Source organism: Streptomyces graminofaciens (assembly GCF_030294945.1).
Lineage (GTDB): Bacteria > Actinomycetota > Actinomycetes > Streptomycetales > Streptomycetaceae > Streptomyces > Streptomyces graminofaciens.
The window spans coordinates 2,205,376-2,225,268 of record NZ_AP018448.1 but is presented as its reverse complement, the minus strand read 5'-3'; the positions used below and the strand labels follow the sequence as shown (position 1 = coordinate 2,225,268).

18 protein-coding genes are annotated in these 19,893 nt (G+C 70.6%); 10 read left to right on the top strand and 8 right to left on the bottom strand.

Going from position 1 to position 19,893, the window contains the following annotated elements; genetic code table 11:
• The first annotated feature begins 237 nt into the window (after positions 1–237).
• The gene (locus tag SGFS_RS09660) at positions 238–426 is read left to right on the top strand and encodes a hypothetical protein (RefSeq protein WP_286249390.1); all 189 of its coding nucleotides are present in this window, start codon (positions 238–240) and stop codon (positions 424–426) included.
• Positions 427–512: 86 nt separating this feature from the next.
• On the opposite strand, the gene SGFS_RS09655 is transcribed toward SGFS_RS09660, so the two are convergent.
• The 3 genes from SGFS_RS09655 to SGFS_RS09645 form a co-directional block, all read right to left on the bottom strand.
• Positions 513–1,364, bottom strand: coding sequence for a hypothetical protein (locus SGFS_RS09655; RefSeq protein WP_286249389.1), 852 nt, complete (start codon positions 1,362–1,364; stop codon positions 513–515).
• 137 nt (positions 1,365–1,501) lie between these two features.
• Positions 1,502–1,798: a hypothetical protein gene (locus tag SGFS_RS09650; protein WP_286249388.1), complete on the bottom strand. Its 297-nt coding sequence runs from the start codon at positions 1,796–1,798 to the stop codon at positions 1,502–1,504.
• Between the two features lie 105 nt (positions 1,799–1,903).
• A complete protein-coding gene (locus SGFS_RS09645) occupies positions 1,904–2,566 on the bottom strand; it encodes a class I SAM-dependent methyltransferase (RefSeq protein WP_286249387.1) in 663 nt (220 codons plus the stop codon).
• A gap of 143 nt (positions 2,567–2,709) precedes the next feature.
• Here SGFS_RS09645 and SGFS_RS09640 point away from each other — a divergent pair, with 143 nt between their 5' ends.
• From SGFS_RS09640 to SGFS_RS09610, 7 genes are all read left to right on the top strand, one after another.
• The gene (locus SGFS_RS09640; protein WP_286249386.1) at positions 2,710–3,486 is read left to right on the top strand and encodes an MHYT domain-containing protein; all 777 of its coding nucleotides are present in this window, start codon (positions 2,710–2,712) and stop codon (positions 3,484–3,486) included.
• Positions 3,487–3,572: 86 nt separating this feature from the next.
• Complete coding sequence (locus tag SGFS_RS09635; RefSeq protein ID WP_286249385.1) at positions 3,573–6,098, top strand: sensor histidine kinase; 2,526 nt, start codon at positions 3,573–3,575, stop codon at positions 6,096–6,098.
• Entirely contained in the window at positions 6,095–6,529 is a 435-nt protein-coding gene (locus SGFS_RS09630; RefSeq protein WP_286249384.1) for a roadblock/LC7 domain-containing protein, read from the top strand. Before SGFS_RS09635 ends, SGFS_RS09630 begins: the two co-directional genes overlap by 4 nt.
• A 20-nt stretch (positions 6,530–6,549) precedes the next feature.
• Positions 6,550–6,966, top strand: a complete 417-nt coding sequence (locus SGFS_RS09625) for a DUF742 domain-containing protein (RefSeq protein ID WP_286249383.1) — start codon at positions 6,550–6,552, stop codon at positions 6,964–6,966.
• Positions 6,967–7,220: 254 nt separating this feature from the next.
• Entirely contained in the window at positions 7,221–7,826 is a 606-nt protein-coding gene (locus SGFS_RS09620; RefSeq protein ID WP_286249382.1) for a GTP-binding protein, read from the top strand.
• A gap of 344 nt (positions 7,827–8,170) precedes the next feature.
• On the top strand, positions 8,171–8,584 hold the full coding sequence (locus tag SGFS_RS09615; RefSeq protein ID WP_286249381.1) for a roadblock/LC7 domain-containing protein: 414 nt from the start codon (positions 8,171–8,173) through the stop codon (positions 8,582–8,584).
• Positions 8,585–8,712: 128 nt separating this feature from the next.
• A complete protein-coding gene (locus tag SGFS_RS09610; RefSeq protein ID WP_286249380.1) occupies positions 8,713–9,819 on the top strand; it encodes a DUF6397 family protein in 1,107 nt (368 codons plus the stop codon).
• 95 nt (positions 9,820–9,914) lie between these two features.
• On the opposite strand, the gene SGFS_RS09605 is transcribed toward SGFS_RS09610, so the two are convergent.
• Positions 9,915–10,790, bottom strand: coding sequence for an acyl-CoA thioesterase (locus tag SGFS_RS09605; RefSeq protein WP_286249379.1), 876 nt, complete (start codon positions 10,788–10,790; stop codon positions 9,915–9,917).
• Positions 10,791–10,809: 19 nt separating this feature from the next.
• Positions 10,810–13,323, bottom strand: a complete 2,514-nt coding sequence (locus SGFS_RS09600; RefSeq protein WP_286249378.1) for a DEAD/DEAH box helicase — start codon at positions 13,321–13,323, stop codon at positions 10,810–10,812.
• 166 nt (positions 13,324–13,489) lie between these two features.
• On the opposite strand from SGFS_RS09600, the gene SGFS_RS09595 reads away from it, so the two are divergent.
• Positions 13,490–14,284, top strand: coding sequence for a metal-dependent hydrolase (locus SGFS_RS09595; RefSeq protein WP_286249377.1), 795 nt, complete (start codon positions 13,490–13,492; stop codon positions 14,282–14,284).
• Between the two features lie 80 nt (positions 14,285–14,364).
• On the opposite strand, the gene SGFS_RS09590 is transcribed toward SGFS_RS09595, so the two are convergent.
• The 3 genes from SGFS_RS09590 to SGFS_RS09580 all read right to left on the bottom strand — a co-directional run bounded on the left by SGFS_RS09590 (position 14,365) and on the right by SGFS_RS09580 (position 18,815).
• Positions 14,365–14,835, bottom strand: a complete 471-nt coding sequence (locus tag SGFS_RS09590) for a DUF5709 domain-containing protein (RefSeq protein ID WP_286249376.1) — start codon at positions 14,833–14,835, stop codon at positions 14,365–14,367.
• 264 nt (positions 14,836–15,099) lie between these two features.
• A complete protein-coding gene (locus tag SGFS_RS09585; RefSeq protein WP_286249375.1) occupies positions 15,100–16,881 on the bottom strand; it encodes an ABC transporter ATP-binding protein in 1,782 nt (593 codons plus the stop codon).
• A complete protein-coding gene (locus tag SGFS_RS09580) occupies positions 16,878–18,815 on the bottom strand; it encodes an ABC transporter transmembrane domain-containing protein (RefSeq protein ID WP_286249374.1) in 1,938 nt (645 codons plus the stop codon). The genes SGFS_RS09585 and SGFS_RS09580 overlap by 4 nt, the downstream gene beginning before the upstream one ends.
• A gap of 357 nt (positions 18,816–19,172) precedes the next feature.
• Between SGFS_RS09580 and SGFS_RS09575 the strand changes: the two genes are divergently transcribed.
• Positions 19,173–19,862 (top strand): L,D-transpeptidase family protein, encoded by a 690-nt coding sequence (locus SGFS_RS09575; RefSeq protein ID WP_286259864.1) that lies wholly within the window; start codon positions 19,173–19,175, stop codon positions 19,860–19,862.
• The last annotated feature ends 31 nt before the right edge of the window (positions 19,863–19,893 follow it).

Here is a 19,893-nt window from a genome sequence, read left to right as displayed (position 1 = left end):
CCCACTCCTCAAATTTGACTACTGCATGCAGGATCGCCGAGGTTACATCAGTTCAAACCTCGACCCGAGTCGTCACGGGGTGACATGGCTCACTTGCGGTGGGTGGGGAAAGGGCATCTCAGGGTTGTGCAGGGGTCGCACTCAGGGACGCGTCAGGGGGCGCGGCTCGGAACTGCGGGGAGCGCGATCCCGTTTTGAGATCAGAGAGCGGCAGTGGCCGCGAAGGAGGCGACAGAGATGTCGAAGAGCACAAAGATTGTCGCAGGGGGTGCGGCGATAGGGATCGTTCTGCTGATCCTGCTGCCTTTCCCCTTCTGGGCCAATCTGCTGATAGTCCTGGGGATCCCGACGGTCGCGTACCTCGCGCTGGACCCCTCGCAGCGCCGCAGGCTGCGCCGCGTCGGCCGAAAGGAGCTCGGTCGCTGAAAGGTCACCGGCCCGCGTGGCGGGCGAGTGACGTGCACGCGGTCGCTTCGGGCGTGCGAGCCCTGTCGGCTCGCACGCAGTGGCAGTCAGTTCGGGCGTACGGCGATCTTGTCGAGGGACTCCAGGAGGCCGGGCAGTTCGGGGCCCCGGCCCACCGGCAGTACTTCGCCGGGCTCGTCGTCGAGGAGGACGAACGCGATGTCATCGGTCCTGGCCACCATCGACCAACCGGGACCGTCGGCACGGAGGGTACGGGCGTCACCCGGTGCGAAGGACGAGCGGACGCGGCCGAGCGGCGGCGGCGAGTCCACGTACGCGCGTACCTCCGCGAGAACGCGGCGGATGCCGGCGCGAAGGCCGCCCTCGCCGCTCTCGGCCCCGGCCGAAGCCTCGGGTGACGGCCGGTCGCCGGAATCCTCGCCCGCCCGGCGGACGAAGGCGTCGTCGTCGATCTGCTCCCGCCAGGTGGTCCACTGCAGTGCGATCTCGTCGGCGCCCAGGCGCCGCTGGGCGGGACCCCAGGTGCTGGTGTCCGGCGGGGTCAGCGGGAGCCGCTCGGCGACCTCCGGGGCCGGGTCGTGCGGAGCGGGCACCCCGGGGGCCGCGACGGCGACCGCGAGCGGCCAGCCCGGCAGTGCGGCCACGACCGAATCCTCGTCCGGCGACAGGTCGTATTCCATACCGCAGTCCCACGAGGCGATGGCCACGGCGACCAGTGACACGTCGTCGATCACCACCGTCCACCGGGCGCCGTCGCTGTCCTGCCCCATGACGAGCCCGTATCCGTCGGCGAGCGGCGCGAGGTCGAGCGCCGAACAGGCCTCCGGATAGTCGTCCCCCAGCGCGCTGGGGAAATTCGCGGGCGTGAGCAGTGCCGCCGTCAGCACATACAGCGCGTCGTCGTCCTCGGCGGTGACGGCGCCGTCCGTCCCGGCCATGCCGGCCTCCCCATCGCTCTCGCTCGTTCGTCGGCGCACCCTAATGCGCCCGCCGCGCGCTTGTCACGAGGGTGGCGCCCACGCGGAGCTGCAGTTTCCGGGTGGACAGGGACGAATCGACCAGCGGGCCGACCCGATCAGGCAGCGGGCAGCCCGAGAAGTGACCGCGCGACCGTCTGCGGCGACTGGTCCCGCTCCCGCGCGAGCGCGATGACCGCGCGACACGCCAGCTCGCTCACCCCGAAAGACAGTGCCTCGGGTGACACCCACGTCGTGGCCTCGTCGATCCGGTCCTGATCGTCCTCGGCACAGGCCGAGACATAGGTGGCGGCCGCCTCGAACAGGTTGTGCGTGCGCTTCGCCTCGTGGGCGGCCTCGTCCGGGCGTGCGGAGCTGAGGAATCCACTCAAGGACTTGCGGAGCCTGTCGAACATGTGGGCCACCTTCCCCCGGATCGGTGTCACTGATCGTTCATGTGTTCTTGCTCAACGTAGAGTCCGAGCTGCGGCGACAGAAGAGGGACGGCGTGGTGAAGCGCTTCAAATGGCCGGTTCCGGGCTGTCCTCGCGGAGCGCCCGGGGCTCGGCGAGGGGTCGGCCGACGCGTACGGCCAGCGCCAAAAAGCGGCTGTCCTCGTCCACGTACGACGTCATGCGCCAGCCCGAACCGGTGAGCAGCGGGCCGAGGTTTCCCTCCGCACGCAGGTCGTCCGGTGTGATCTGCCGCCCTTGGCGCGCCGCGAGCGCGGCCCTGCCGATCGGATGGAAGAGCGCCAGCGTGCCGCCGGGTCGGACCACGCGCGCCACCTCCCGCAGATTCTCGGCCGGATTCGGAAGGTGGGCGATGAGACCCGCCGCGAACACCGCGTCCAGCGACTCCGTCCGGAGCGGCAGGCCGACCACATCGGCGAGCAGCAAGGCCCCATCGCGGTCCCGCCCGGCCCGTACGGCGGCCGCCAGCATGGCCGGCGTCAGATCGGCGCCCAGCACCACTCCCGAGGGCCCCACGGCGGCGCGCAGCGGAGGCAGGGCGCGCCCGGTGCCACAGCCCGCGTCCAGTACGCGGTCACCCTCGCGCAGTCCCAGCTCCGCGACGGCCGCGGCGTACGCGGGCGCGTCGTCGGGGAAGCGGGTCTCCCAGTCGGCGGCCCGTGCCGTGAAGAACTCCTGGACCTGAGTGTGGTCGTCGTTCATGTTCCGCATGATCCCTCACCGGTACGGGGTATGTCTCAGCGTGCACGTTCGAGCATGAGGCGATCGTTCCAGCGCACATATGCGCCACATTTCACCAGTTTTCGAAATGCGCCCCCTTCGTGCTCCCCTGCCCCCGCTAGCGTCCCGGGGCCATGGGACACCTGGACCACGCCACCTTCGGCTGGCTGACCCCCGCGCTGTCGTACGTCATGGCCTGCATAGGCGCCGCCCTCGGGCTGCGCTGCACCGTCCGTGCGCTGGGCGCAACCGGCAGGTCGCGCCGCAACTGGCTGATCACCGCGGCGTCCGCGATCGGCACCGGTATCTGGACGATGCACTTCGTGGCCATGCTCGGGTTCGGCGTCAGCGGCACCGAGATCAGCTACAACGTGCCGTTGACCATCCTGAGCCTCGTCATCGCCATGGCCGTCGTCTGCGCCGGAGTCTTCGCCGTCGGCTACAGCCACGACCGTGCCAGGGCACTCTTCCTGGGCGGGCTCACCACCGGGGTCGGCGTCGCGAGCATGCACTACCTCGGCATGGCGGCCGTACGGCTGCACGGCCACGTCACGTACGACCCCGTGCTCGTCGCCCTCTCCGTCGTGATCGCCGTCGTCGCGGCGACCGCGGCCCTGTGGGCGGCGCTCAACATCAAGTCGCCACTCGCGGTCACCGTCGCCTCCCTCGTCATGGGAGGGGCGGTCAGCAGCATGCACTACACCGGGATGTTCGCGGTGAGCGTGAAGGTCACCCCGTCCAGCGCGGTCCTGCCCGGGGCCACGGCGATGCAGTTCATCTTCCCCCTCGCCGTCGGCCTCGGGTCCTACCTGTTCCTCACCTCGGCGTTCGTCGCGCTGTCGCCGACGGCCGGGGAGCGCGAGGCATCCGCGTCGGCCCAGCGGCCGGTCGAGAGCGCCACCGCCCACTAGGGGGTGTGAGCGGCACTTTCACAACACCCTCAGCCGCGCCCGAGGCGGCCCGAGAGCGCGCCAGAACCACTCCGATCGAGGAGGCCATGCGTACCCCCCGAAGGACCTCGACCACCGATGCCCGGACGCCGTCCCAGCCACCGGTGCGCGGCCGCCGCGCCCACGCCGGCCCTCCGGCCGACGAGCGCCCCGACCCCGACGACAACACAGGCACACCGACGACCGGGCCACCCGCGCGCGCGGGATGGCACATACGCCCCCGCACCGTCCGGGCCAAGATCGTCTGCCTGTTGATGGTGCCCGTCATCTCTCTGCTCGCCCTGTGGGCGTACGCCACCGTCACCACCGCCCAGGACGTGGCACGCCTCCGGCAGTTGCAGCGCGTCGACACCACCGTGCGCGGCCCCGTGGCGGCGGCCGTCGCCGCGATCCAGGCCGAGCGCGTCGCAGCCGTCCGGTACGCCACCAAGCCCTCCGCCGAGCGGGAGAACGAACTGAAGACGCTCTCGCGGCACACCGACCGGGCCGTCGCCGCGCTGCGCCTGGGCGACCGGCACACCGTCGCCGACGGCACCGACCTGCCCTCCGGAGTGGCGGAACGTCTCGACACCTTCGTCTCCCGCGCCGAGCAACTGCGCTCCCTGCGCACCTCCGTCGTCGACCGCCGCACCGGGTGGGCCGAGACGTACGAGCGGTACACCAAAACCATCGCCACGGCGTTCGGCGTGGGCGGCGCGCTCACCGGCATCCAGGACGCCGAACTCGGTTCCGACGCGCGCGTGCTGCTCGAATTCTCCCGCGCCGGCGAGTCCCTGGCCCAGGAGGACGCCGTCCTGTCCGGCGCCCGCCTCGCCGGGACCCTCGACGGGGAGCGACTGCGCCTGTTCACCGGTGCCGTCGACACCCGCCGCGTCCTCACCGAATCCGCCGCGGCGGATCTGCGCGGCCCCGAGCAGGCCGCCTGGCGGGAACTCTCCGAGGGCAGCGCGTACGCCGCTGTCGTCGCGGCCGAGGACAAGGCGCTCACGAGCCGCCCCGGCACGAAACCGCTTGCCGCCGCACCCGAGGCCGCCTGGAACACCGTCCACGCGCGCGTGCAGGACGACATGCGAGCCATCGAGGCCGACGCCGGACGCGGAGTCGCCGACCGGGCCGACCCCTTCACCCGCGGTCTGCTCACCCCGGCCGGCGCCGCCGTGCTGCTCGGTCTCGCCGCTGTCGCCGCGTCACTCGTCATCTCCGTACGCATCGGACGCGGCCTCGTCGTGGAGCTGGTCAGCCTGCGCAACACCGCCCTGGAGATCGCCCGCCGCAAACTCCCGTACGCCATGCGGAAGCTGAGGGCCGGTGAGGAGATCGACGTCGACTATGAGGCGCCGTCCGGGCCGGCCGCCGAGGACGAGACAGGGCAGGTCGCCGAGGCGCTCGGCATCGTCCACCGGGCCGCCCTCCGCGCCGCGGTCGAACGCGCCGAGCTGGCCAGCGGCATCTCCGGCGTCTTCGTCAACCTCGCCCGACGCAGCCAGGTCCTCGTGCACCGCCAGCTGAACCTGCTGGACAGCATGGAACGCAGATCTGACGACCCGGACGAACTCAGCGACCTGTTCCGTCTCGACCACCTCACCACCCGTATGCGGCGCCACGCGGAGAGCCTGATCATCCTCTCCGGAGCCGCACCCGGCCGCGCCTGGCGCATGCCGGTCTCCCTGACCAACGTCGTCCGCGCGGCAGTCTCCGAAATCGAGGACTACGCGCGCGTGGAGGTACGACAACTCCCCGAGGCCCAGATCGCCGGCGCCGCCGTCGCCGACCTCACCCACCTCCTCGCCGAACTCGTGGAGAACGCCGCCCAGTTCTCGCCGCCTCACACGCGCGTGCGGATCACCGGCGAACCCGTCGGCAACGGCTACGCCGTCGAGGTCGAGGACCGGGGCCTCGGCATGGGCAAGGAGACGCTCACCGAGGCCAACCGCCGCATAGAGCAGTCCGAAGCCCTCGACCTGTTCGACAGTGACCGGCTCGGCCTGTTCGTCGTCAGCAGGCTCGCGTCCCGGCACGACATCAAGGTCCATTTGCGGACCTCCCCGTACGGAGGCACCACCGCGGTCGTCCTCCTCCCCATCGCCCTGCTCCACAGCGGGGCGGCGGAACGTTCCATCCGCCCCGCCGCCGAAGCCGGGCAGCCCGCGGAACGCGAGTACGCGCGCGTGCCCGCCGCTCCGCACCAGGAGCCCGTCGAGCAGTCCGCGAAGCGGCCCGCCCTCGTGGCCCCGATCGCAGACACTTCCGTGCACGGCACCCCCGAACCCCCGCCCCCCGGTGTCACCACCCTGCGGCTGCACCGCCCCCCGCAGGAGCCGGAGAACACCGACGAACTGCCGCGCCGCGTACGCCAGGCCAACCTCGCACCCCAACTGCGCGCACAGCGCAGCGAGGAACCCTCGTCGGAGGCGGACCCGCACACGGACGACGGGCGCACCCCCGAACTCGTAAGGGACCGTATGACGGCCTACCGCGACGGCTGGGCACGCGGCGGCGGCAGGGCGCCCGGCCGCGGCGCCACTTCTCGCCCGGCCCCGGGCAGCGACAGCAGCGAAGGAGACCCCGCATGATCCAGGACCCGAGCATCATGGCCACCGAGCGGTCCGGTGAACTCGACTGGCTGCTCGATGACTTGGTGCTGCGTGTGCACGAGGTACGGCACGCCGTGGTGCTCTCCAACGACGGACTCGCCGTCGGCTCATCCACGGGCCTCAAGCGTGAGGACGCCGAGCACCTCGCCGCCGTCGCCTCCGGCTTCCACAGCCTGGCCAAGGGCGCCGGCCGCCACTTCGGCGCCGGCGGTGTGCGGCAGACCATGGTGGAGATGGACGACGGCTTCCTGTTCGTGGCGGCCGCCGGGGATGGCTCCTGCCTCGCCGTGCTCACCGCCATCACTGCCGACATCGGCCTGGTCGGGTACGAGATGGCCCGATTGGTGAAGCGTGTCGGGGAGCACCTCTACACCCCGCCCCGCGCCACCGCGCGGCCCCCGGCCGGATGAACCGGGGACGGCTCGCGCCCATGACCGAGGACAGCACAGGCGCCGAAGACCGGACGCCGGGCAGCCAGTGGTACGACCACGAGGCCGGGCCACTCGTCCGCCCGTACGCGATGACGGGCGGACGTACCCAACCCGGCCCCACCGGGGTCCGGTTCGACCTGATCGCGCTGGTGTCGCTGGACACCGGCGCACCCGCCGCGGACGACGACACCTCGCTCGGACCGGAACACCTGACGCTGATCGAACTGTGCCGTACCGAGACCCAGTCGGTCGCCGAACTCGCGGCGGGCGCCGACCTGCCTGTCGGAGTGGTGCGCGTCCTCCTCGGCGACCTGCTGGAACTGGGCTGCGTCACCGTCAGCCGCCCGGTACCGCCCGCCCAGCTTCCCGACGAACGGATCCTGCGCGAGGTGATCGAAGGGCTGAGGGCGCTCTAGATGAACGACCACACGGGGCTGTCCCGTACCGACTTGCGCACCCAACCGGGCACCGAACGGGCACAAGGCGATCGGTGCAGGGAAATAGCGGTCCAACAGCCCCGAGACGAATGACAGTCACCATGATGCTGACTTCATACTCCACAGACTTCTTCCGACAGTCGTACCGGATCGCTCTCCCTGTGCCGACACCGTTCCGCACCGACTGATGCCCACCGTCCCGCTGTTGCCGACTATTCCGAGAGAAGTGATCGATGGTCTCCGAACACTCCGATGCCGCAGATGGGGACACGGGCGCCCTGGCATTGAAGATCCTTGTCGCCGGTGGGTTCGGCGTGGGCAAGACCACCATGGTCGGCGCGGTCAGCGAGATCAAGCCGCTGCGTACCGAGGAACTGCTGAGCGAGGCGGGCCAGTCGGTGGACGACACCGACGGGGTGGACCAGAAGGTCACCACGACCGTGGCCATGGACTTCGGCAGGATCACCATCAGGTCGGGCCTCTCGCTCTACCTGTTCGGCACCCCGGGGCAGGACAGGTTCTGGTTCCTTTGGGACGAGTTGGCACAAGGGGCTCTCGGAGCCGTCGTCCTCGCGGACACCCGACGCCTCCAGGACTGCTTCCCGGCGGTCGACTACTTCGAGCACCGGCACATCCCGTTCGTGGTGGCCGTCAACTGCTTCGCGGGATCCCGTTCCTACGGCGCCCAGGACGTGTCACGCGCCCTGGACCTCGACCGTGGCACGCCCGTGGTGCTCTGTGACGCACGTGACCGCGACTCCGGGAAGGAAGTGCTGATACGGCTCGTCGAGTACGCGGGGCGGATGCACACCGCCCGGCTGCTCGACTCCGTGGGCTGAGCCCGGGAGGAAAACGGCCCGGCCGGGCACCGCAGCCTGCTGCTGTCCGGCCGACCTCGCCGTTCCTGGCCGAATCACTCCCTTGACACTGGCCTTGCCGGTGCCGAGGCGCATGTCGTGTCGTCCGGCAAGAACCAGATCGGTGTGACATGCGGACGGTCACAGGAACTCACAACTGACCCTGCACAGGCGCGAATTCCTTGTGAAACCGAGGGCCTGGCATGCCTTGTCGGTCATCTTCTTGGCCATACCTCTGTCCCGCTTGCCCGTGCGGCGACGGTGGGGAAGGCTGAACCGTCGGGTCCTCCGGACAGAAGGACCGACGAAACGGGGAGAACGAAACGATGGCGCAGAACGCGGGACTCGGCTGGCTCCTTGACGACCTGGCCGAGCGCGTCGAACCCATACGGCACGCACTGGTGCTGTCCACCGACGGACTGGTGACGGGGGTGAGTACCGGCCTCAGGCGCGAGGACGCCGAACACCTCGCCGCGGTCTCCTCCGGACTGCACAGCCTGGCCAAGGGCTCGGGACATCACTTCGGTGCCGGTCGCGTACGCCAGACGATGATCGAGTTCGACGACGCGGTGCTCTTCGTCACCGCGGCCGGCTCGGGCAGCTGCCTGTGCGTCCTCAGCGCCGCGGAGGCCGACATCGGCCACATCGCCTACGAGATGACCCTTCTCGTCAATCGCGTGGGCGAGCACCTCGGAGTGGACGAGCGACAGCCCGAGCGGGCTTCCGCGCTGGACCTCTGACCTGCTGCTTTCCTAGGGGCGGCTGAGTTATCCACAGGCCCGCCACGATGTCCGACGAACGGGCTACGGTTTTTCCCGAGGCGAGCGCGAACCAGCGTGAGCCCATCACCGCAGGGGGGAGAACCACCATGTCCGGCAACACCATCACACAACCCGCGACGCCTGCCGTGTCCACCAAGCCCACTCCGTCGACCGTCGCCCCGGTACCGGCCGGGGCGACCGGAGCCACGGTGTCACAGAGCCGCGCCGCACGAGAACTGGTCCTGAAACGAGGCGAGTTCGACCTGGCCGTCCAGCTGGGATGTGTACGAACAATCGTCGACGACGGGGGAGGAGGCAGCCGGGTCGCCCGCTCGGAGATCGACCGGCTACGTGGCGAGCAAGGCTTCCCGGAGATGCTGCGGGAGCGGGTCAAGGCCGTGGGTACGACAGCGGGCGCCGAACTGCTGGAGGTGACGACCGCCAAGTTCACCCGCTTCGCGCGCCTCGGACTGATCGCGCCCGTCCGCTTTTATCTGAACCGCTACCGGGCGGTGGTCTGGCTGTATCTGGCGGAGGAACTACGGCAGTTCAAGGCCGACGAGAAGAACACCCATTTGCTCAAGGGCCGCATTCCGGAGGAGCTGCGCAAAAGGCTGGACGCGGGCCTGGACCTGCGCCCCCGAAACTGGCGAGGCCGCCACCTCGGGTTCCTGTTGAGGCAGACCGAGGACCCCTGGGCACGAGCCGCCGCCTCGGCCTCACTCCTCGATCCGCTCCAGGTCGCCGAGATCGTCCGGGACCCCTATGAGCGGGCCTATTTGAACCGCCACCGGCCCGCCAGGGCCGACCAGGCCACACCCGAATCACCCGCCGCCCGGATCACCGCGAGCATCATGACGGCGGACGACCCCGACGAGATCGAGTGGCTGCGCGCGGATGTACGGCAGTCCCTCGCCGAGGCACGCACCCGACGGGCTGCGCCCCGTCCCGGCGGCGAAAAGCCCCGTCCGCCCGGCAAAGCACGCTCAGCACATGACACGCGGCACGAGACACGCCTTGTCGTGGCGGCACGGCCGGCGCCACACCTGCCGAACAGCGAGCCGCGCCCGGAGGAACGCCGGCCACATGGTGCGCTCCGACCGGCACCTGACCTGCCGAACGGTGTGCGGCGCCCGGAGCGACACCGCCCGACGACCCACGACGCACCGGAACGACGCGGTCTGCTCGGCTGGCTCCGCCGCAGACACCCCTGACGGCCGACGGCCCGCGCACCGGCCGGGGCCAGGCGCAGAGCGGCAGCCGGTGAGACGCAGGGCGACAATCGGTTGGGCCACCCGGCAACGCCGGCTCAGGGACCGAGCTTGCGGAACAGCCCTTCCTGGACGACCGAGACCAGCAGACGCCCCTCCAGGTCGTAGATGCGGCCACGGGCGAGCCCCCGCCCGCCCACCGCGATCGGCGACTCCTGGTCGTACAGGAACCACTCGTCCGCGCGGAACGGCCGGTGGAACCACATGGCGTGGTCCAGCGACGCCATGTCGAAGCCCCGCGGCCCCCACAGGGGCTCCACCGGGATGCGAACGGCGTCCAGGAGGGTCATGTCGCTGGCGTACGTCAGCGCGCAGGTGTGCACCAGCGGGTCGTCGCCCAGTGGACCCACGGCCCGCATCCACACCGCGCTGCGCGGCTCGGCGTTCTCGACCTCCTCGGGGGTCCAGCGCAGCCGGTCGACATACCGGATGTCGAAGGGCTGACGCCGGGCCATGCGCTCCAACTGCTCGGGGAGCGAGCCCAGATGCTCGGTGATCTCCTGCGTCACCGTCGGCAGCGACTCGGGGTCCGGCACCTTGCGGGCCGGCGGCAACTGGTGCTCGAAGCTCCCCTCTTCAGGCTTGTGAAAGGAGGCGGTCAGATTGAAGATCGTGCGGCCCTGCTGCACGGCGGTGACCCGGCGCGTGGTGAACGACCGCCCGTCGCGGACCCGCTCGACCTGGTACACGATCGGCACCCCGGGACGGCCCGGGCGAAGGAAGTACGCGTGCAGCGAGTGCACCGGCCGGTCGCCCTCCGTGGTGCGGCCGGCGGCCACCAGGGCCTGGCCCGCCACCTGGCCGCCGAAGACCCGCTGCAGGGACTCCTGCGGACTGCGGCCGCGGAAGATGTTGACCTCGATCTGCTCCAGGTCGAGCAGGTCGACGAGCCGCTCGGCGGCGTTGGTGGTCATGTGCTGGCCTCTCCTGTGCTCACAGCTGGCCGACGTCGGTGACTCGGACGACGGCACGGCCCTCGGCGTCGGAGGCCGTGAGGTCGATCTCCGCGCTGATGCCCCAGTCATGGTCGCCGTTGGGATCGGCGAAGGTCTGCCGGACGCGCCACAGCCCGTTCTGCGGCTCCTCCTCGATCATCAGCAGCCGAGGACCGCGGGCGTCCGGACCGGTGCCCAGCTCCTCGTACTCGTCCCAGTACTTGTCCATCGCCTCGCCCCACCGCTCGGCGTCCCAGCCGGACTCGGCGTCCAGCTCGCCCAGCTCATCGACCTGGTCGAGGGCGGCGAGCTCGACGCGGCGGAACATGGCGTTACGGACGAGGACGCGGAAGGCACGGGCGTTGGAGGTGACCGGCTTGACCTGGTCGGCCTTCTCCTGGGCCTCCTCCGCCGTCATCACCTCTGGGTTGGCCAGTTGCTCCCACTCGTCGAGGAGGCTGGAGTCGACCTGCCGGACCATCTCGCCGAGCCAGGCGATCAGATCCTCCAGGTCGTCCGACTTCAGGTCGTCGGGGACCGTGTGGTCGAGGGCCTTGTAGGCGCCGGCGAGGTAGCGCAGCACGATGCCCTCGGTGCGGGCCAGCTCGTAGTAGGAGGTCAACTCCGTGAAGGACATGGCCCGTTCGTACATGTCCCGGATCACCGACTTCGGCGACAGCGGATGGTCACCGACCCAGGGGTGGCTCTTACGGTACGTGTTGTACGCGTGGAAGAGCAGCTCCTCCAGGGGCTTCGGGTAACTGACCTCCTGGAGCCGCTCCATGCGCTCCTCGTACTCGACACCGTCCGCCTTCATCGCGGCCACTGCCTCACCGCGCGCCTTGTTCTGCTGGGCGGCGAGGATCTGCCGCGGGTCGTCCAGCGTCGACTCGACGACGGACACCATGTCGAGGGCGTACGACGGCGATTCAGGGTCCAGCAGCTCGAACGCGGCCAGTGCGAACGTGGACAGTGGCTGGTTGAGCGCGAAGTCCTGCTGGAGATCGACCGTCAGGCGCACGATGCGGCCCTCGGCGTCCGGCTGGTCGAGCTTCTCGACGATGCCGCCGTCGAGGAGCGAGCGGTAGATGGCGATGGCGCGGCGGATGTGCCGCAGCTGCTGCTTGCGCGGCTCGTGGTTGTCCTCCAGCAGATGACGCATCGCCTCGAACGCGTTGCCCGGACGGGCGATCACCGACAGCAGCATCGTGTGCGTCACCCGGAAACGGGACGTGAGCGGCTCGGGCTCGGAGGCGATGAGCTTCTCGAAGGTGTTGTCCGTCCAGCCGACGAACCCCTCGGGCGCCTTCTTCCGCACCACCTTGCGGCGCTTCTTCGGGTCGTCGCCCGCCTTCGAGAGTGCCTTCTCGTTCTCGATGACGTGCTCGGGCGCCTGCCCCACCACGTAGCCCGCCGTGTCGAACCCGGCTCGCCCGGCGCGGCCCGCGATCTGGTGGAACTCACGGGCACGCAGCGTCCGCACCCGGTTGCCGTCGTACTTCGTCAGGGCCGTGAACAGCACCGTACGGATGGGGACGTTGACGCCGACGCCGAGTGTGTCCGTGCCGCAGATGACCTTCAGCAGACCGGCCTGGGCCAGCTTCTCCACCAGACGCCGGTACTTGGGGAGCATGCCGGCGTGATGCACACCGATGCCGTGCCGCACGTAACGGGAGAGGTTGCGGCCGAACTTGGTGGTGAACCGGAAGTTGCCGATCAGTTCGGCGATCTGGTCCTTTTCCTCCCGCGTGCACATGTTGATGCTCATCAGCGCCTGTGCCCGCTCCACGGCCTGTGCCTGCGTGAAGTGCACGATGTAGACGGGAGCCTGCTTGGTGGCGAGCAGTTCCGTGAGCGTCTCTGTCAGCGGGGTCAGTACGTACTCGTACGAGAGCGGCACCGGACGAGTGGCCGAGCGGACCACCGAGGTGGGGCGGCCGGTGCGCCGGGTGAGGTCCTTCTCGAACATCGAGACGTCGCCGAGCGTCGCCGACATCAGGATGAACTGCGCCTGCGGCAGCTCCAGGATCGGGATCTGCCAGGCCCAGCCGCGGTCCGCCTCCGCGTAGAAGTGGAACTCGTCCATCACGACCTGGCCGACGTCGGCGTGCTTGCCGTCGCGCAGCGCGATCGACGCCAGCACCTCGGCGGTGCAACAGATGACGGGCGCGTCGGCGTTCACGGACGCGTCGCCGGTGAGCATGCCGACGTTCTCGGTGCCGAAGATCTTGCACAGCTCGAAGAACTTCTCCGAGACCAGCGCCTTGATCGGGGCCGTGTAAAAGGTGACCTCGTCCCGGGCGAGCGCCGCGAAGTGTGCGCCCGCCGCGATCATGCTCTTGCCGGAGCCGGTTGGCGTCGACACGATCACGTTCGCGCCGGAGACCACCTCGATGAGCGCCTCCTCCTGGTGCGGGTAGAGGGTGAGACCGCGCTCCTGGGCCCACGACTCGAAGGCTTCGTAGAGTGCGTCGGGGTCGGCGGTCCGCGGCAGCTGATCGATGAGGGTCACGCCCCCATCTTGCCTGCCCGCGCACCCGATGGGGGAATCGGATGCCGGACCGAAGATCGCGAACGCTACGCTGTGGCGCCGGCGGAGCGTCAGCGCACCTGGACAACTGGGCAGCGGCACAAGGCGACTGGACAGCGGCACGAACGGAATGGGACGGGGCACGGCCATGATGGGACCAGCACACTCACTGTCGGGAGCCGCGGCCTGGCTCGGCGTAGGAGCGGCATCGGCCGCCGCCGGGCACACCATGCCCTGGCCGGTCCTCCTCGTCGGTGCCCTGATCTGCGCGGGCGCCGCCCTCGCCCCGGACCTGGATCACAAGGCGGCCACGATCTCGCGGTCCTTCGGCCCCCTCTCGCGCTGGGTCTGCGAGATCGTCGACAAGCTCTCGTACGCCGTCTACAAGGCGACCAAGAAGCAGGGCGACCCGCGTCGCTCCGGCGGGCACCGCACCCTCACGCACACCTGGCTGTGGGCGGCGCTGCTCGGCGCCGGCGCCTCCGTCATCGCGATCACGGGTGGCCGCTGGGCGGTGCTGGCCATCCTCTTCGTGCACATGGTGCTGGCCATCGAGGGTCTGCTGTGGCGGGCGGCTCGCGGCTCCAGCAGCGATGTGCTGGTGTGGCTGCTGGCCGCGACCAGTGCCTGGATCCTCGCGGGTGTCCTGGACAAGCCGGGCAACGGGGCGGACTGGCTGTTCACGCAGCCGGGCCAGGAGTACCTGTGGCTCGGGCTGCCGATCGTCCTCGGCGCGCTGGTGCACGACATCGGGGACTCGCTGACGGTGTCCGGCTGCCCGATCCTGTGGCCGATACCGATAGGCCGCAAGCGCTGGTACCCGGTGGGCCCGCCGAAGGCGATGCGCTTCCGGGCCGGCAGCTGGGTCGAGCTGAAGGTGCTGATGCCGGTGTTCATGGTGCTCGGGGGAGTGGGCGGGGCGGCAGCGCTGAACTTCATCTGACACGGCTGCGGCCGGCTTCGCGGGAAGGTCCTGGTACAACCAGGAGCCCCGGGCCGAGCCCGACGGGGAGTCCGTCGGCGTCAGCCCGACAACGAATCCTCGTCCACGATGTGCATCGCGGCCTCCTCCGCGGAGGAGGCCGCGCCGTCGATGCCTACGTCGGTCGCGATCAGCCCGCTTTCCTCGTCCTCGTGCGAGCCCTCGTCGGGAGCGACGAGGCGGCCCGAGCGCAGCGCACCCACCTCGTTGTCCAAGGGCTCGCCGTCCGTGTCCGAGGAGTCGCCGATACCGTCCCCGTCGGGGTACGCCACGTCCGGAAGCTCCTCGGCGAGCCGCTGAGCCAGGGTCTCGCCGCGGAGCCGCTCCGCGGCGGTCACACCGGTGTGCTCCACCGCCCATGGCCGCTCCGGTGGCGACCAGCCCCGGTCGAGGGGGTCGGCGACACCGTCGGCGACCAGGGTGTCCTCGGCGTCCAGCAGCCCCGCGTCATCCTGGACGTCGGATGCGTCAGGTTGGTAGACGTCGTCTCCCCATCCGCCGGCTCTGTCCACGGGTACCTCCAGTGGTGGGACTGGCCCGGTGCCACCGCGTCGTACGACGGTGGACGCGCGGACCGCTGGGCAGGGGTCCGAACCCCGCGAACCGGGCGGCTCACGGGCGTCCCCCGAACCGGTGCCACCACCAGCCTTCCACCCGCGTTCGGCACCGCGCAACGGCAGAGCACGGGCCGGGCGCCTCCAGTCCGCTCGCGGCGCGAGAAGGGGCAGACCCCGCCGAGGGCCGCCGTGTGCGGAACGGCGGCGGCCTCGGGCAGGTCACCCGTGCCAGGACCGCCACAGCGCGGCGTACGCGCCGTCCGCCTCGACCAGTTGGTCGTGGCTGCCCAGCTCGCTGATGCGGCCGTTCTCGACGACTGCGATGACGTCCGCGTCATGGGCGGTGTGCAGCCGGTGGGCGATCGCGACGACCGTGCGGCCGTCGAGGACACGGGCGAGGGAGCGCTCCAGATGGCGGGCCGCGCGCGGGTCGAGGAGCGAGGTCGCCTCGTCCAGGACCAGTGTGTGCGGGTCGGCGAGGACCAGCCGGGCCAACGCGATCTGCTGGGCCTGCGCGGGGGTGAGCGAGAGCCCGCCCGAGCCGACCTCGGTGTCCAGACCGTCGTCCAGCGCCCGCGCCCAGCCGTCGGCGTCGACCGCGCCGAGCGCCGCCCACAGCTCGGCGTCCTCGGCACCCGTACGGGCGAGGAGGAGGTTGTCGCGCAGGGAACCCACGAAGACGTGGTGCTCCTGGTTGACGAGCGCGACATGGGAGCGGACGTCCTCGGCGGGCATCCGTGCCAGCTCCGCACCGCCCAGGGTGATCCGGCCGTCGCGGGGTGCGTAGATCCCGGCGAGCAGCCTGCCCAGGGTCGACTTGCCGGCGCCGGACGGGCCGACCAGGGCCAGCCGGGTGCCGGGCGCGACCGCCAGGGACACCTCGCGCAGGACGTCGACGCCCTCTCGGTAGGCGAAGCGCACCCCGTCCGCGTGCACGTCGCGCCCGTCGGGGGCCACGGACGGGTCGCCCGCGTCCGGCTCGATGTCCCGGACGCCGACGAGTCTGGCCAGGGACACCTCGGCGACCTGCAGCTCGTCGTACCAGCGCAGGATCAGGTTCACCGGGTCGACGAGCATCTGGGCGATGAGCGCGCCCGTGGTCAGCTGGCCGAGGCTGATCCAGTCGTGCAGGACGAAGACCCCGCCGATGATCAGGACCGAGCCGAGGACCGTGGTGTGGGTGAGGTTGAGGACCGGGAAGAGCACCGACCGCAGCCACAGTGTGTACCGCTCCCAGGAGGTCCACTCCCGGATCCGCCGGTTCGACAGCTCGATGCGGCTCCGGCCGAGGCGGTGGGCCTCGACGGTGCGTCCGGCGTCCACGGTCTCCGCGAGCGCGGCGGCGACGGCGGCGTACCCGGCGGCTTCCGAGCGGTAGGCGGAGGGCGCGCGCTTGAAGTACCAGCGGCAGCCGACCACCAGCAGCGGCAGGGCCAGCAGCACGGCGAGCGCCAGCGGGGGAGCGGTCACGGCGAGGCCGCCGAGCAGCAACGCGACCCACACGACACCGATGGACAGCTGTGGCACGGCCTCGCGCATCGCGTTGGCGAGCCGGTCGATGTCCGTGGTGATCCGGGACAGCAGGTCACCCGTGCCGGCCCGCTCCAGCACGCCCGGCGGCAGCCCGACCGACCGGACGAGGAAGTCCTCGCGCAGATCGGCCAGCATTCGCTCGCCGAGGACGGCACCGCGCAGCCGTACCTCGCGCACGAACACGGCCTGGACGACGAGGGCGGTGACGAACAGGGCGGCCGTGAGTTCCAGATGCAGCTCCCGAGCCCCGTCCGACACGCGCTCGACGACTCCGCCCAGCAGGTACGGGCCCGCCATCGAGGACACGACGGCGATCGTGTTGACCGCGATGAGCAGCGCGAAGGCCCGGCGATGCCGGCGGAACAGCTCGGCCACATAGGCGCGGACGGTCGCGGGGGCACCGACGGGCAGCGTGTTCGCCGTCGTCGGGGCGGCCGGGTCGTACGCCGGTGGCGCCACGCCGATCATGCGGTCTCCTCGATCTCTTCCAGTTCGTTCAGCACATCACTGAGGGTGGGTTTGCCATGTTTCGAGCCGTGACTCTGGTGCGAGTCCTTCTTCGGCGGATCGTGTTTCGCCGCGCCGCCGTCGCGCACGCCGTCCCGGAGGCCGCCCTCGACGACACCGCCGTCAAGGACTTCGCCGAGGGAAGCGGCAGCCTCCTCGTCGGTCTCGCGGGTGACCACCGCCCGGTACCGGGGCTCCCCGTGCACCAGCTCGCGGTGCGCGCCGACCGCCGCGACCTCGCCCTCGTGGACCAGCACGACCCGGTCTGCGAGGTCCAGCAGCAGCGGCGAGGAGGTGAACACGACCGTCGTACGGCCTTCCCGCAGCGACCGGATGCCGTCGGCGATGCGAGCCTCTGTGTGCGAGTCGACGGCGGACGTCGGCTCGTCCAGGACCAGCACCTCCGGGTCCGTGATCAGGGACCGGGCGAGCGCGAGCCGCTGGCGCTGGCCGCCGGAGAGGGACCGCCCGCGCTCGGTGATCCGGGCGTCCATCGGGTCCGCGGCGTCCAGCGAACCCTGGATCAGGGCCTCCAGCACGTCACCGCACTGCGCGGCTGCCAGTGCCTCCTCGGGGGTGATGTCGCCGGAGCCGGGCACGTCGAGCAGTTCGCGCAGGGTGCCGGAGAGCAGCACCGGGTCCTTGTCCTGGACGAGGACGGCCGTACGGGCGGAGTCGAGCGGCAGCTCGTCGAGCGGGACGCCGCCCAGCCGCACCGAGGTGTCGGAAGAGGCCTCCTCGGCGGCGTGTCCGCCCAGTCTTTCCGCGAGCCGCCCCGCCGCGTCCGGGTCGCCGCACACCACAGCGGTCAGGCGTCCGGCGGGCACGAGCAGGCCGGTCGCCGGGTCGTGCATGTCCCCGGAGGGCACGGAGGCGTCGAGCGAACCCGCGGTGTCCGTGGCCCGCTCCAGCGACAGCACCCGGGCCGCCCTCTTCGCGGAGGGCCGCGAGAAGGAGTAGGCCATCGCGATCTCCTCGAAATGGCGCAAGGGGTAGGACAGGAGCATGACCGCGCTGTACACGGTGACCAGCTCGCCGATCGTGATCCGGTCGTCGCGGGCCAGCCCCACGCCGTACCAGACGACCGTGATCAGCAACAGCCCCGGCAGCAACACCTGGATGCCGGAGATCAGCGCCCACATGCGGGCGCTGCGCACGGCGGCGTGGCGGACTTCCTGGGAGGCCGCGCGATAGCGGTCGAGGAAGAGTTCCTCACCGCCGATGCCGCGCAGGACGCGCAGGCCCGCGACGGTGTCGGAGGCCAGCTCGGTGGCGCGGCCCGCCTTCTCCCGCTGAAAGTCGGCCCGGCGCGTGGCCCGGGGCAGCAGCGGCAGTACGGCGAGCGCGAGGATCGGCACGCCCACGGCGACGACGATGCCGAGCGCCGGCTGGTAGACGACGAGGGCGACGCAGACGAACACCACCGAGAGCGCCGCCGCGGTGAACCGCGACACGGCCTCCACGAACCAGCCGATCTTCTCGACATCACCGGTGGACACCGCGACGATCTCACCGGCCGCCACCCGCCGCGTCAGCGCCGAGCCGAGCTGGGCCGTCTTGCGGGCCAGCAGTTGCTGGACTCGTGCGGCTGCCGTGATCCAGTTGGTGACCGCCGCCCGGTGCAGGAAGGTGTCGCCGAGCGCGATGAGCATGCCGCACAGCGCCAGCAGTCCGCCCGAGAGGGCGAGGCGCGCGCCGGAGCGGTCGACCACGGCCTGGATGGCGAAGCCGACACAGAACGGCAGCCCGGTGACGGACGTGAAGTGCAGCAGCCCCCACGCCAGCGACTTCAGCTGTCCACCGAGCTGATTCCGGCCGAGCCACCACAGGAATCGGGGTCCCGAGTGTGCGTCCGGCACGCCCGGGTCGGGATACGGAAGGTCTTGAATCTGCATGACGTCCCAGTGGCTCGTGTCAGGGGGTGAAAGGGGGAGAGAAGAGGGCAAGGGAGAGCAGGGGAGTCGGAGTGAAATGGGAGGAAAGGGGCATGGAGGCCCGTCGGCCAGACGTGAAAGGTTGGCGTCACCGCGAGGTCGGAAGCAAACGGTTTTCCGTTGCGGGGCAAAGTTTCGGCCCGGACCACCCGTGATCGATCCGATGCGCGGGATGGCGGGCGCACATACCCGGGACGCGGTGCGACGATGGACCGCATGCGAATAGGCGGTACTAGGCGTGGACGAACCACCGGTGCGAGCGATGTCGGCGGTCCGGCACGCAGACGGGTCGCGGCGGTGGTCTGCGGCGTCCTGGTGATGTCCCTGGCGGCGTGCGGTGGTTCGAGCGACACGAACAGCGGTGGAACGAAGGCGGACACGGACTCCGGCGGCAAGTCCGAGCGTGCGAAGCCAGAGACCGTCGACCTCACCCGCATCCCGGACGTCGGCGACCGCCTGCAGAAGCAGATTCCGGCCGAATCCCGCCAGGTCGTGGCCGTCTACGGCGAGGGCAAGGACGACGCCGACGCCACGGTCGTGCTCTACACGAAAAGCGGCTCCACCTGGGACCAGACCCGCACCTGGCGGGGCCACAACGGCAAGAAGGGCTGGACCACCGACCACCAGGAGGGCGACAAACGCAGCCCGGTCGGCGTTTTCACGCTCACCGACGCGGGCGGCGTCCTCGCCGACCCGGGGGCGAAGTTCCCGTACAGCCAGTCGGCTGCCTTCCAGGCCCCGCACTACTGGGCCAAGTCGCACTGGCACGACTTCGACTACGTCATCGCCATCGACTACAACCGCGTCAAGGGCACCTCGCCCAACGACCCGACCCGTCCCGAGGGCCAGTCCAAAGGCGGCAGCATCTGGCTGCACATGGACCACGGCAGCGGCACCTCGGCCTGCGTCAGTCTGTCCAAGTCGGGCATGGAGTACCTGCTGCGCACCCTCGACCCGGCGAAGCACCCGGTGATCGTGATGGGGGACAAGGCGGAGCTGAAGGCCTGAGCGACCGTCAGCCTCCGGCCACCGCTCTGGC